Here is a 12,819-nt window from a genome sequence, read left to right on the forward strand (position 1 = left end):
AAAAATTAAAGAATTTTTTGTAAAGTTTGCACCAGAATACTGGCGGTTTGAACGTTAGCATCCGTATCCATTTGGGTTTGAGCAATATTGTATAGTTGAATTTCGATATCCTTGAGAGATTTCCCACTTTCGATGAGTTGTTGTAGTAAATCTTCTAGGGTATAACTTCGCAGAGTTGACCAATCTTGACCGCTCCGATCCCAAGGATGAAATAGGAGCGAGAAAATCAATATTTTGGCTCGTAAAGGATTAGCATACTGGAAAATTTCTAAACGAATTTCAAAGGGGTCGTAGGCGGGAATTTGTGGGGAATTATTGGGGTTGTTATTTGAGGAAGCCGGCTCGGCAAAGGGCAATTCCATGACTAATTGCGGTTCATTTAGATTGATGCTCGAAGAGGAAAAATCCACAGGTTCACTTCTAGAGGGGGAGAAAGATGTGGTTTTAGCCGCAGAATCAGAATCATTCTTTAGATGAACTATTTGAGTGTTCAAGATTTGACTTTTTGACTCATTATCCTCTTCTTCGTCATCGTTATGAGTATCGTAGAGAGGCTCTAGCTCGGTAAGAATAATATCGGCTAGGGCTAGGTAGAGAGCTTTTTTATTAATATTTTTGGCAACTTGCTTGAGAGTTTGTCGCAAGCTTAGGAAATTGGACTTGTTTCGCTGAAGTTCTAAAACAATATTTTTTAAGCCATAATTATTAATCACCGCTTGATCGTTTTCCCAACGATTTTTACAAGCGGCAAACATTAATTTTTGAATTCTCGCCGTCTCTCGATGATTTTCTAGGCTACTAACCACCTGTCTTAATAAATTATCTTCCTCGTTGTTGACATCATTATTAACGTTGGTGAAGCTAGGGTTAACTTCCGGTTCCACTGGTAATAATTGATTGTCGTAGGCGGCAGCAATATTACTATATAATTGACTGATTTGCTCGATAATAACCGTTGCTACTCCCAGATAAACTTTAGGACGATTGAGGGTTTTAACTAACTTATAAACAGAAAAACTTAATTGTTCTTTACTTGTTTTAAGTTCCACTAACTCCTTCACCAAGTCTTCCATAGCCACACTGTTCAAAATATTAGGATCATTTTCCCAAGATTTTTTACAGATACAAAAGATTAATTTTTTGATCCGTAATTTTTCTTCGTGGCTGTCGAGATAGCGAACTACGTCATTAAAAACTTCGATGGATAATTGCATAGTAACCTCTGATCCGAGAAAGGAGCCAGCTCTCGCACGCCTCCTCTACTATAGCGGTATGCTATTGGCCTCTCGCAAGTCAGCTTGCCAGAATATATAAGTTATTCCGGCTCTTCTGGCACTCGAAGATATTCTAGCCTAAAAGCGTGGAGCTATTCAGTTGGGTTTGCTGGATCTGGTCCCTAAAATTAGCAAACGATTATTTTTTCGCCTTGCTCGTTTTTAGTACAAATGTTTGAGTAAAATCGGAGTAAAGTCTTTAGGTTTAGGCGATTGATGCCCGATAGGGTTAGAGTAATCAGGGAGAAACTGATTTATCGAGAGGCCATATCATCCTATGCTAGAACTCTACCAATTTGAATTATCTGCCTATTGTGAGAAAGTCCGTCTCATCCTCGACTATAAAGGTCTTGCCTATAAAAAAAGGGACGTGGTGCCAGGGGTAGGACAATTGGAATTATTCCGTCTTTCCGGACAGCGCCAGGTCCCGGTCCTCAAGGATGGTGATACTTATATCGCCGACTCGACCGAGATTGCTTTTTATCTCGATCGCAAGTATCCTGAAAAACCAATTATCCCCACAGATCCCCTACAACGGGGTCAATGTTTATTAATCGAAGAATGGGCCGATGAATCCCTGGGATTAAAAGGAAGAACCGCTTTTCTCGGCGCTTTTGCCCAAAATCAAAACTTTCGTACCGCTTTTTTACCCCGGGAAACTCCCGGTTTTATGCGCTTGTTGCTGGGTTCTATGCCAGGGGAATTAATTGATATTTTGGGGGCGGGTGTAGGTCTGGGAAAAGATGCTATCAATACAGCGAAAAAGGGGCTACAACAGGATTTAGAGGCTTTGAACCTCATTTTAACCAATCGTCCCTATTTAGTCGGGGAGCAGCCCACTTTAGCCGATTTAGCCGTGGCGGGATTAAGTGTACTGCTTCAGTTTCCCCAGGGTTCCTATCTCAACTTACCCAGGGAATTGCAAGGCAAGGGCATTCCGGGGTTAGCCGATAATAGCGCCTACGAGGGCTTTTTTGCTTGGCGCAACCGTCTTTATAGTCAATACCGTCAAACTATCACCCCGGGAAGTTCCACCCCTCCTATCGATTCCCCCAACTCCATCCAGATTGAATAGCGGCACTTGACTAGGGTGGTGGGGCTTTTCAGTGATCAGTAAACAGTAATCAGTGATATGAATTAGGGAGTGGGGAATTGGGGAATTGGGGAATTGGGGAGAATAAATAAAATAATCTCCTGATTACTGATCACTGATTACTGATTACTGTTAAGATTCCCGTAAAACGTAGCCGACACCGCGCACGGTATGAATGAGGCGTTTTTGACCACCAGCCTCCATCTTCAGGCGTAAATAGCGAATATATACCTCAATAACGTTTGATTCTCCTTGAAATTCGTCTCCCCAGACATTTTCGAGAATTTTATCCCTCGATAATACTTCTTTGGGGTGAGTCATGAGGTAGCGCAGCAGTTCAAATTCCTTCATCGTCAACTCAATATTTTTGTTTTTATAGGAGAGACGACGACTGGCTAAATCTAATACTAAGTCACCGAAACGCAATTGTTCGTGGATAATTTCCAGAGGTTGCAGGTAAAAACGGATTAATTTGAGAAAAGATGGCGAATTATAGGGTTTGAGAAAATAATCGTCGGCTCCCGCTTCCAAACAGGCGAGACGTTCTTCTAGGGTTTCTTGAGATACTAACAAAATAATATAAACGCGACTTCCCTGGGAACGTAAACGACTACAAAAATTCACACCGGCCTCCGCCGCGAGGAAGCGATCGAGTATAATCACCGCTGGCTGCCAACTTTTCACTTCTGGGAAAGCGATATCAATGCTAGGCACGATCAGGGGACGATAACCTGCTTCTTTCAAGTCCGCACTAGCTAGTTTAGCGATATTCTCCTCAATTCCCACCAAGAGAATTGAAGAATTCGGAACGGATGTACTCATAAATCAGCAGCGGTAAAGAAATAGGAAAGACAGGGGGGGACTAGCTAATTATAGTTAATTGATTCTCGCCCGACCGATTTGAGATAAAAAAGTTAATGCTGTGGTGCGTTGGACAAAATTACCATTGATAGACCAACCGGTCACTCGATCGGGGGACGACCAGAGGCTAAGATGATCTACAGGTGGATCTGCATAAAAGTTTTCTTGACCACTACCCAGTAAACAGGAACTCCAATGGGTAAAATAATCGTGACTCAGGCGATAAATGGGAAAATTACCGATTAATGGCACTCCCCACCCGTCTAGAGCTATTAAAGCTCGAATTGTCGCCCCTTGAGCTTGCCAATAATGAGCTAAAGCGATCGCATTTACCACCCCCGCACTAAACCCAATCAAGGTTAGAGCTTCTCCCGGTGAAAAAGCTTCATTTAAGCAAGAAAAAGGCGAAATAATAATATAGGAACGTAATTTGACCGATTGGCTCCCCAGATGTCCTAAAAAATCCTCGGTCAATCTAGAATCATGAAAACCCGGACAAATTACCAAAGACATACAATTAATTGACACTCCCCGAAGCGCTCATGGGAGGGATTCTCGAAGCTCATCACTGCGCTTTCTGGTTTCCCCTACTCACGTCTTACACGATTATGTCCTATCCGAACCTACTAGAATATCACTTGTTATCTAGTTGTCCACTTGTGGATAGCTCTGCAAGCGTTTTGGTCTTTCAACCAAGATTCGGGTATCAGTAGTCAGGAGACAGGAGACAGGAGACTCCGAGACAGGAGACAGTAGATTATTTTATTTATTCTTCCCACTTCCCTACACCCCACACCCCACTCCCCACACCCCACACCCCACTCCCCACACCCCACTCCCCACTCCCCACTCCCCACTCCCCACACCCCACACCCCACTTCCTCACTTCCCCACTTCCCCACTTCCCCACTTCCCCACTTCCCACTCTGCCATAACTACTCCTACATACTTTGTGCTTTTTGTCAAAAAAACTTTTTCTTTGCAATAAAACTACACAAAAAAAAGATCATCGTTGTGGGTGAAATTGACTGATTTACCTGTCTTAATTGGGATTACCTTGTAGGTGTGGCAAGGGTTTCAACCATTGCTGTCCAAAAAAGCAAAGAATAACCCATTATGAAATTCAGTAAAATCGCTGTAACCATCATAACATCGTTGTTAAATAAAAATCTTTCTCAATTAATTCTTAAGAATTTGTAAATATTGCGGAATGTTAATTTAAATATTCTCAAGCTTTTGGAGTCAATAAATAATTTTTGCTTATCTTTGTCGAAGATTGGGTGAGAAGTCAGTATTCAGGAGATAGGGTGATAGGGTGATAGGGTGTTGGGGTGTTGGGGTGTTGGGGTGTTAGGGTGTTAGTGGAAATTCCCCCACGTCCCCACTTCCCCACTTCCCCAATGCCCAATCAAGGCTGGATTTATCGAGATAAAATTAGCAAAAATCAGGCAGGATTAAGCTTATTAGCTTACTATACGGGCAAATATTGCCATTCTAGCCCAGAAGAATGGCTCGATCGCATTTTATCGGCAGCAATTCTAGTCAACGGTCGTCCCGCTTGCCCCGATACAGTCTTGGAAATCGGGCAGCAATTGACCTATCAGCGCCCGCCGTGGACAGAACCGGATGTACCGCTCTTTTTTGAGGTACTCTACGAGGATGCCGAGGTGTTAGTGGTGGCGAAACCTTCGGGATTACCCGTGTTAGCGGGGGGTGGATTTCTCGAACATACTCTCATCCATCTGGTACATCAGCATTATGCCGAGGTCACTCCCTATCCAATTCATCGTCTTGGTCGCGGCACTTCCGGCATAGTCTTAATGGCGAAATCAAAGCCCGCTAGAGCTAAATTGAGTCAACAGATGCGGGAGGGGAAAATTACTAAAATATATCGAGCTTTAGTTGGTCAGGGCGACATACCAGATAATTTTACTATTAATCAAGCGATCGGGAAAATTGCCCATCCCATTTTAGGCCATGTTTACGGTGCGCTCACAGATGGGTTATCGGCCCGCAGTGATGGTCGAGTCTTAAAAAAACATCCCGATAGTACCCTATTAGAAGTAAGAATTTTTACGGGCAGACCCCATCAAATTCGCATTCATCTGGCCTTTTTTGGCTATCCTTTAATCGGTGATCCATTGTATGGTCTGGGGGGATTACCGCGACCGGATGCAGTACCGGGAGATTGTGGTTATTATCTCCATGCCAATCAAATCGTTTTTAATCATCCCAGTACAGGGGAAAGAATCTCTATTTGTTGTCCAGCGCCGCCGGAATCAGTTATCAGTTATCAGTTATCAGTTCACTGAGAAAACTCCCCACACCCTACACCCCACACCCCACACCCCACACCCCACACCCTACACCCCACACCCCACACCCCACACCCCACACCCTGCCCCCAGGAAAAACTTTTTCAGCAGACCCTATTTAAAACCCCCCAAGCTCGATCGCCAGAGTCACTAAAAGACCACTTCGGTAATCACACCCTCAATTGCCCCGAAGCGAGAGCGAGAACCTAAGACAATTCGATACAATATTGTCAACAAGCATTAAGCGATTTAAACTATCGATCGAAGGTAAAAGTCCCGAAGTTATCGAAATCTAGGGGGAGACAAAAACAAGCATGGGTAGAGTAGTAGGCATTGATCTAGGGACAACTAACTCCGTCGTCGCCGTGATGGAAGGCGGAAAGCCAGTGGTCATCGCCAACTCGGAGGGCATGAGAACCACCCCTTCTGTGGTCGGTTTTAATAAAGATGGGGAGTTAGTGGTCGGTCAAATGGCCCGGCGACAAGGGGTACTCAATCCCCAAAACACCTACTATGGAGTCAAACGCTACATAGGTCGTCGCTACTCGGAATTAAACCCCGAATCGAAGCGCGTCCCCTACACCATCCGCCGGGATGAGATGGGCAGTATCAAAATTAAATGCCCCCGTCTGCAAAAAGAATTCGCCCCCGAAGAAATTTCCGCCCTAGTTTTACGCCGATTAGCCGAAGAAGCCAGTCGTTATCTAGGGGAAGAAGTGACCGGGGCCGTCATCACCGTCCCCGCCTATTTTAATGACTCCCAACGTCAAGCCACCCGGGATGCGGGCCGAATTGCGGGGTTAGAAGTGCTGCGGATTCTCAACGAACCCACCGCCGCTGCCCTAGCCTACGGTCTCGATGAACAGGAAAGCAAGAAAATCCTCGTTTTTGACCTGGGAGGCGGTACTTTTGATGTTTCTATCCTGGAAGTGGGTGACGGCGTTTTTGAGGTGAAGGCCACCAGTGGCGACACCCAATTAGGCGGTAATGATTTCGATAAAAGAATCGTCGATTGGTTAGCCAATCAATTTTTGGAACAGGAAGGCGTGGAGCTGCGCCAAGACCGGCAAGCCTTACAAAGACTCACAGAAGCGGCAGAAAAAGCCAAAATTGAACTATCTGGGGTCAGCGTCACCGATATTAATCTACCCTTTATCATCGCCACGGAAGACGGACCCAAACACATCGAAACTCGCCTGAGTCGGTCCCAATTTGAGGAATTATGCGGCGATTTAATCAGTCGTCTCCGTCGTCCTCTCAAACGGGCCCTTTCTGATGCCGGTTTGTCCCCCGTCCAATTAGACGAAGTGGTACTGGTGGGCGGCGGCACGCGGATGCCGGTGGTGAAGGATTTAGTGCGGAGTTTTATCGATAGGGAACCCAATCAAAATGTTAACCCTGATGAGGTTGTAGCGGTCGGGGCGGCTATTCAAGCGGGAATTTTGGGCGGCGAGGTCAAAGACGTGCTGCTCCTCGATGTGACCCCTTTATCCTTGGGTTTAGAAACCATCGGCGGTGTGATGAAAAAGTTAATCCCCCGCAATACCACTATTCCCGTCCGCAGATCTGACCTTTTTTCCACTTCCGAAAATAATCAAACTGTGGTGGAAATCCACGTTTTGCAGGGGGAAAGGGAAATGGCCAGCGATAATAAATCCCTGGGACGTTTTAAATTAACCGGTATCCCCCCCGCACCCCGGGGTATTCCCCAAGTGCAGGTGTCCCTCGATATCGATGCTAACGGTATTCTACAAGTCACCGCTAGGGATAAAATGACCGGACGGGAGCAAAGTGTCACCATTCAAGGCGCTTCTACCCTCAGCGAAGGGGAAATTAACCGTATGATCGGCGATGCTGCCCGATTTGCCGAAGCAGATCGTACCCGTCGCGAAAAGGTCGATAAACGCAATCGCGCTCGCTCTCTGGTGGATCAAGCTCAACGACGCTTAAAAGATGTTACTCTCGATTTTGGTAATGAGTTTACCCGTTCCTATCGTCGTCAAATTGAGTCTTTGAGTACGGAAATTATCGACGCTTTGGAGAAAAATGATGACCGTCGCATCGATCGCGCCCAGGCAGACCTACAGGATGTTATCTATGAATTAAATCGCGAGGTACGGCTACAATACGACGAGGAAGACGAGGGCTTTTTTAGCGCTATTCGCAAGACTTTTACCGGGGATAAGGAAGATGATCTTCCCTCCGAACCGCGTCGCGATCGTTATCGTCAGGATTATCGTCCTAGTACACCGGGTTATCAAAGTGATTATCGACCCAATTATTCGGCTAATCAAGATAGTTATCGCCCCCGCAATCAGGACAATTACGACAATGGCCGCGATAGCGATTGGCAAAGTCCCCCCCTTTCGGAGGGAAAAAGTTATAACAATAGTAAAAGTAACCGCAGCAGCGGCAATCGTTCCCGCAATATTCCCCCCCAAAATAACTGGGATGATGAGGATGATGATTGGTTTTAATCAGTGATCAGTAAACAGTGATCAGTAAACAGTAAACAGTAAAAAGACAGTGGGAAACTACTATTTAATACTGCTCGCTTAATACATACTGCTCACTTAGAACTCAAATCTGATAACCGATAACTGATAACCGATAACTGATAACTGATAACTGATAACTGATAACCGATAACTGATAACTGAATATATGCCACAATTAGTTAATTATTATGATGTTTTAGGAGTATCTCGCACGGCTACCAGTGACGAGATAAAAAAAGCTTTTCGACGACTGGCGCGCCAATATCATCCCGATGTTAATCCGGGGGATAAATCGGCCGAAGAAAAGTTTAAAGATATTAATGAAGCTTATGATGTTCTCTCCGATGAAGAAAAACGGGTTGAGTATAATCGTTCCTTGACGGGGATTAAGCGCCGCGGGATACGTCCGGGGGAAAAAGCCAATAGTAACGGTAATGGAAAAATCCCCCGTACAGAACAGGATTTATGGAAGTTTAGAGATTTTAATAACCTTAATACTAAGCGCGCTAAAATTGCCTCCTCTCCCCGTTTAACTCGTCGAGATGTGGAGGCAAAATTAACTTTACCTTTAGAGAAAGCCTATCAAGGTGGCAGACAAAGAATTCGTCTGGAAGATGGTAGATCAATAGAGGTAGATATGCCGGCAGCCATGATCGATGGGCAGAAAATTCGTCTCAAAGGTCAGGGTATTGAAGGGGGTGATTTATATTTAAAAATAACTATCGCTAGGCATCATTTTTTTAGGATTCAAGGTTCCGATATTGTCTGTCAAGTACCGATTACTCCTAGCGAGGCAATTGTGGGCGGTTTTGTGGAAATTCCCACAATTGACGGGTTAGTTAAAATGATGATTCCTAAGGGAGTTAAAAGCGGTCAAAGATTACGTTTAGCTAGTAAAGGTTATCCCACTTCCCAAGGAGAAAGGGGCGATCAATTAGTGGAAATTATCTTAGTTAATCCTCCCAATCCTAGCCCAGAAGAATTGGAACTTTATCAAAAAATACGGGCGATCGAAACTTTTAATCCTCGTCAAGGTTTATAAAGATTATGCTAGGTGGGTTACGGTCTATTTTTTATTGATCAGAAGTCGGTTATCAGTATTCAGTGGTTAGTATTCAGAAGACAGCTTTTTCTCCCTGCTCCCCCGCAACGGCTCGACTGAGCTTCGCCGAACGTCGCACACGAAGTGGTCTCCCCACTGATAACTGATAACTGATAACTGAAAAATACCCTTAATTCCTGTCTTTTTATGATAAATATAATTGATACAATTAAACCTTTTTATCCTCTAGCTTTCAAGGCTATTCGGGGCAATTTAGAGGGAACCCAAAAACAATTATTAAATACTCTGCAAAAAATCGATCGCTCGCGAGGGGAATTTTGGGGACAATGGCTAATCTCACAATTATCAGAATCCCTTAGTTTTAGCGATTCTCGCCTATCTCAAAGCCTCTGGGGGTTAAATTTCCCCAATCCCGTCGGATTAGCGGCAGGATTCGATAAAGACGGTTTAGGGGCTGGACTTTGGCATAATTTCGGCTTTGGTTTTGCCGAGGTGGGTGCTGTCACCCTAGAAGGGCAACCGGGCAACCCAAAACCGAGATTATTTCGTTTACCGAAAGATTTGGCTGGATTAAACCGTATGGGGGCAAATAACCTCGGAGCGCCAGTTCTAGCGGCAACTCTCCAGCAATCTTGGCAACGACAACCCCGACAGATTCCCATCGGTATTAACCTCTGTAAATCGAAAAATACGCCCCTAGAAAAGGCTCCAGAGGACTATTTAGGCAGTTTTCGCTATTTATTCCCCCATGCTGATTATTTTGTCGTTAATGTTAGTTCTCCCAATACTCCCGGTTTGCGTTCCCTGCAAAGTGGGGAACAACTCGATAAAATTCTCGACATTTTACAAACAGAAAATCAAGGCAGAAAACCCCTATTAGTGAAAATTTCTCCTGATTTAGAATGGGAAGATATAAGAACAATTATTGAGTTAGCTTTCTCCTATCAGTTAGCTGGAATTGTCGCTACTAATACCACCACTAAACGCACGGGATTAAAAACCACAATTCTGCCTGAAACCGGTAAACCAATCACTGAAGAAGCAGGGGGAATTAGTGGGCAACCTTTGCGGGAACGTTCCACGGAAGTGATCCGTTTTATCTATCAGCAAACCCAAGGCAATTTACCGATAATTGGAGTGGGAGGCATTTTTTCCCTCGATGATGCTTGGGAAAAAATTACGGCCGGTGCGAGTTTATTACAGATTTATACCGGTTGGTTATACCGAGGACCCTGGCTAGTATCAAATATTTTACAAGGATTAACAGAAAAATTAGAGGCCAATCGGTTGACTAATATTAATCAGGGGGTGGGAATTAATAATGAACTTCTGCCAAAAATCAAAAATATTCCCTTAGGGAAAGAGTCACGGGACAGTATTAAAGAGTCAGAATAAGCAAAAGAAAGAAATTGTTTATTAGGCTCGATGATTAAATAACAATTGTTAATAGAAAGAATCTAGGTCGTGAGCATCCAGCTTTTTTACAATTGTTTACACAAACATTAATAATTATGACAAAGCATCAGTTCTTAAAGAGTTTTTATTCTCAGGTTATCAATCCCTTAATAAAAGCCTTTTAATCTCAAGAGAGAACGTTTTGTTTCCTTGAGATTAGAGGACTAAAAAATTAATGATTGCTTCACATTCCAACCCCAAAAATGTTCTAGCGGCAACACTGCTAACAGTGGGAATTTCCCTAATAAACGTACCGACGGTTTTAGCGCAAGCTCATACTAATACAGGCGGACCGCAGGTGACAGGATTGAATGGTTATGAATATACGCCCCTATTTACAGTGGGTGAAACCATCAACAATTACACTCCCATCGGTATTCTTGATGGAATTGGCGTTATCAATCTAGGAAATGGGACGATTCGTGCCTTGGTCAACCACGAAGTTAGAAATAACCAAGGAGCCTCTTATACCCTGAATCCGGGTACTGCTAACCAGCTTTCCGTGAGAGGAGCAAGAATCAGTTACTTTGACATCGACACCAGTAGTCGTCAAATTATCGGTTCTGGATTAGCCTTCGATAAAATCTACGATCGCTCTTACAATCTAATCACCAGTACCAGTCAATTTGAACTCGCTCCCACCATTGGAGGTTTAGATCGTTTTTGTTCTGGTGCCGCTTTCGGTCGTTATTCCTTCGGTCAAGGGATCGGTTTTGAAGATAATATCTACTTTGCTGGAGAAGAAACCAGCAATGGGACTCAATGGGTTCTCGATCCTACCAATTTCGGTCTTTGGGCTGCCCCAGAAATGGGTCGCGGTGGTTGGGAAAATTGGACAGAAATTGATACAGGTAGAAGTGATCGCATTGCGATGATCGGGGGTGATGATACCGAGTCCGCGCCTCTCTATCTCTACATTGGGGAGAAAAACGGAGTCGGAGATGGTAGTTTTCTCGATCGCAATGGTCTCAAACAGGGCAAACTGTATGTTTGGGTAGGTGATGAAGGTGTGGATCCCCGGGACTTTGCTGGTACTGGTAACACCAGCGCCGGACGTTGGGTAGAAGTGGTGAACGAGGGAAGTGGGGTTGGTTTTCTTAATGGTTTTGCCACCGATAGCAATCTTCGGGCCCAAGCGGACGCTTTAGGAGCTTTTTCCTTCTCCCGTCCGGAAGATGTCTCGACTAATCCCAGTGATGGTTCCCAAATTGTTCTTGCTTCCACCGGACGCAGTTCTTTATTCAATGGGGCCGATAGCTGGGGAACCGTTTATATCTTCGATAATAATCTGGTTTTCGATCAAAACGGCAATCTCGACACCGCTGCTTCTAGCGTCAGCGCTCGCATTCTCTACGATGGTAATGATGCGGGTGGCGGTCAATTTAGCGGTCCAGATTTTGGGGTGAGAAGTCCCGATAACCTCGATTGGTCTGATGACGGTACTATCTATATCCAAGAGGACCGTTCTTTCTCTGATTTCGGTCAAACCTCTGAAGAAGAAGCCTCGATTTGGCGACTTGATGCCACCACTGGACGAGCGACACGAGTAGGTCAGATCGATCGTAGTGCTAGTTTACCAGGTGGTCAAACCGACAGCAGCCCCAATGATTTAGGTAACTGGGAAACTTCGGGGATTTTAGATATTACTGAATTCTTTCCGGGCGCTCGACCGGGAGAAAAAATTCTAATTCTCGACGTGCAGGCCCACAGTGTGCGAAATGGCAGCATCGGCGGTCCCAATAATCTTGTCGAAGGTGGTCAATTAGGTTTATTAACTGTCCAAACCCCGGAACCGACTCTCCTTTTTGGTTTAGGTTTCTTTGGTTTATCTGCCTTGGCATTAAAACGTAAACAACGCTAAAACGATAATTTCTTGTATTGTAGGGGGGTGAAAAAATTCAGCCCCTATTTTTTGTCATTTTTGGTTCTCTTGGATATTGGGTCAAAAAGGTCTAATACTAAATCCGTTGAATAACGCACAGAAAACGGGTTTCTCGGAGAAACCCGTTTTCTACTCATGCACTCATGCAAAAAGGGGAATGAATAATCAGTCTTTAATAACCAGATTTAGTATAATATAGGTTCATAATAACCTTATTTTTTCAAAAAGCTGTACTTTTCAACGAAATTATTATGATTCTGATAGCTTTTTAAGCATCAGAGTTAACAGCAGTAGTTGTAATATTTTTTAAAATAAATATATTTAAAATAAATACAAGAATTCAGAAACAATACTTTTTAATCTAAACTATTTTCTAAT

At 44.1% G+C, this 12,819-nt stretch carries 10 protein-coding genes; 6 read left to right on the top strand and 4 right to left on the bottom strand.

Features of this window, described 5'->3' with window-relative positions:
• Positions 1-5: 5 nt before the first annotated feature.
• On the bottom strand, positions 6-1,214 hold the full coding sequence (locus IM515_RS09440; protein WP_287627335.1) for a hypothetical protein: 1,209 nt from the start codon (positions 1,212-1,214) through the stop codon (positions 6-8).
• Between the two features lie 337 nt (positions 1,215-1,551).
• Between IM515_RS09440 and IM515_RS09445 the strand changes: the two genes are divergently transcribed.
• Complete coding sequence (locus IM515_RS09445; protein ID WP_287627334.1) at positions 1,552-2,349, top strand: glutathione S-transferase; 798 nt, start codon at positions 1,552-1,554, stop codon at positions 2,347-2,349.
• Positions 2,350-2,499: 150 nt separating this feature from the next.
• Here IM515_RS09445 and nblR read toward each other — a convergent pair whose 3' ends face one another.
• The 3 genes from nblR to IM515_RS09460 all read right to left on the bottom strand — a co-directional run bounded on the left by nblR (position 2,500) and on the right by IM515_RS09460 (position 4,153).
• Positions 2,500-3,189 (bottom strand): response regulator transcription factor NblR, encoded by a 690-nt coding sequence (gene nblR / locus IM515_RS09450; protein ID WP_287627332.1) that lies wholly within the window; start codon positions 3,187-3,189, stop codon positions 2,500-2,502.
• A gap of 54 nt (positions 3,190-3,243) precedes the next feature.
• Positions 3,244-3,741 (bottom strand): hypothetical protein, encoded by a 498-nt coding sequence (locus tag IM515_RS09455; protein WP_287627331.1) that lies wholly within the window; start codon positions 3,739-3,741, stop codon positions 3,244-3,246.
• Between the two features lie 253 nt (positions 3,742-3,994).
• Positions 3,995-4,153, bottom strand: coding sequence for a hypothetical protein (locus IM515_RS09460; RefSeq protein ID WP_287632898.1), 159 nt, complete (start codon positions 4,151-4,153; stop codon positions 3,995-3,997).
• Positions 4,154-4,628: 475 nt separating this feature from the next.
• On the opposite strand from IM515_RS09460, the gene IM515_RS09465 reads away from it, so the two are divergent.
• The 5 genes from IM515_RS09465 (at position 4,629) to IM515_RS09485 (ending at position 12,420) form a co-directional block, all read left to right on the top strand.
• Positions 4,629-5,540 carry an RluA family pseudouridine synthase gene (locus IM515_RS09465; RefSeq protein ID WP_287627347.1) on the top strand — a complete coding sequence of 304 codons (912 nt, stop codon included), beginning with the start codon at positions 4,629-4,631 and terminating at the stop codon, positions 5,538-5,540.
• Between the two features lie 317 nt (positions 5,541-5,857).
• Positions 5,858-8,020 (top strand): molecular chaperone DnaK, encoded by a 2,163-nt coding sequence (dnaK, locus tag IM515_RS09470; protein ID WP_287627329.1) that lies wholly within the window; start codon positions 5,858-5,860, stop codon positions 8,018-8,020.
• 187 nt (positions 8,021-8,207) lie between these two features.
• Positions 8,208-9,083 carry a J domain-containing protein gene (locus IM515_RS09475; protein ID WP_287627327.1) on the top strand — a complete coding sequence of 292 codons (876 nt, stop codon included), beginning with the start codon at positions 8,208-8,210 and terminating at the stop codon, positions 9,081-9,083.
• Positions 9,084-9,290: 207 nt separating this feature from the next.
• Positions 9,291-10,499, top strand: coding sequence for a quinone-dependent dihydroorotate dehydrogenase (locus tag IM515_RS09480; protein ID WP_287627326.1), 1,209 nt, complete (start codon positions 9,291-9,293; stop codon positions 10,497-10,499).
• 235 nt (positions 10,500-10,734) lie between these two features.
• Positions 10,735-12,420 (top strand): alkaline phosphatase PhoX, encoded by a 1,686-nt coding sequence (locus tag IM515_RS09485; protein ID WP_287627325.1) that lies wholly within the window; start codon positions 10,735-10,737, stop codon positions 12,418-12,420.
• Positions 12,421-12,819: the final 399 nt, after the last annotated feature.

The sequence above is a fragment of the Microcystis sp. M44BS1 genome (genome assembly GCF_020244875.1).
GTDB classification, from domain to species: Bacteria; Cyanobacteriota; Cyanobacteriia; order Cyanobacteriales; family Microcystaceae; genus Microcystis; species Microcystis panniformis.

What these genes read in the sequence shown, in the direction of transcription:
- IM515_RS09440 (WP_287627335.1), bottom strand. Translation starts at nt 1,214, where the DNA reads ATGCAATTATCCATCGAAGTTTTTAATGACGTAGTTCGCTATCTCGAC.
- IM515_RS09445 (WP_287627334.1), top strand. Translation starts at nt 1,552, where the DNA reads ATGCTAGAACTCTACCAATTTGAATTATCTGCCTATTGTGAGAAAGTC.
- nblR (WP_287627332.1), bottom strand. Translation starts at nt 3,189, where the DNA reads ATGAGTACATCCGTTCCGAATTCTTCAATTCTCTTGGTGGGAATTGAG.
- IM515_RS09455 (WP_287627331.1), bottom strand. Translation starts at nt 3,741, where the DNA reads ATGTCTTTGGTAATTTGTCCGGGTTTTCATGATTCTAGATTGACCGAG.
- IM515_RS09465 (WP_287627347.1), top strand. Translation starts at nt 4,629, where the DNA reads ATGCCCAATCAAGGCTGGATTTATCGAGATAAAATTAGCAAAAATCAG.
- dnaK (WP_287627329.1), top strand. Translation starts at nt 5,858, where the DNA reads ATGGGTAGAGTAGTAGGCATTGATCTAGGGACAACTAACTCCGTCGTC.
- IM515_RS09475 (WP_287627327.1), top strand. Translation starts at nt 8,208, where the DNA reads ATGCCACAATTAGTTAATTATTATGATGTTTTAGGAGTATCTCGCACG.
- IM515_RS09480 (WP_287627326.1), top strand. Translation starts at nt 9,291, where the DNA reads ATGATAAATATAATTGATACAATTAAACCTTTTTATCCTCTAGCTTTC.
- IM515_RS09485 (WP_287627325.1), top strand. Translation starts at nt 10,735, where the DNA reads ATGATTGCTTCACATTCCAACCCCAAAAATGTTCTAGCGGCAACACTG.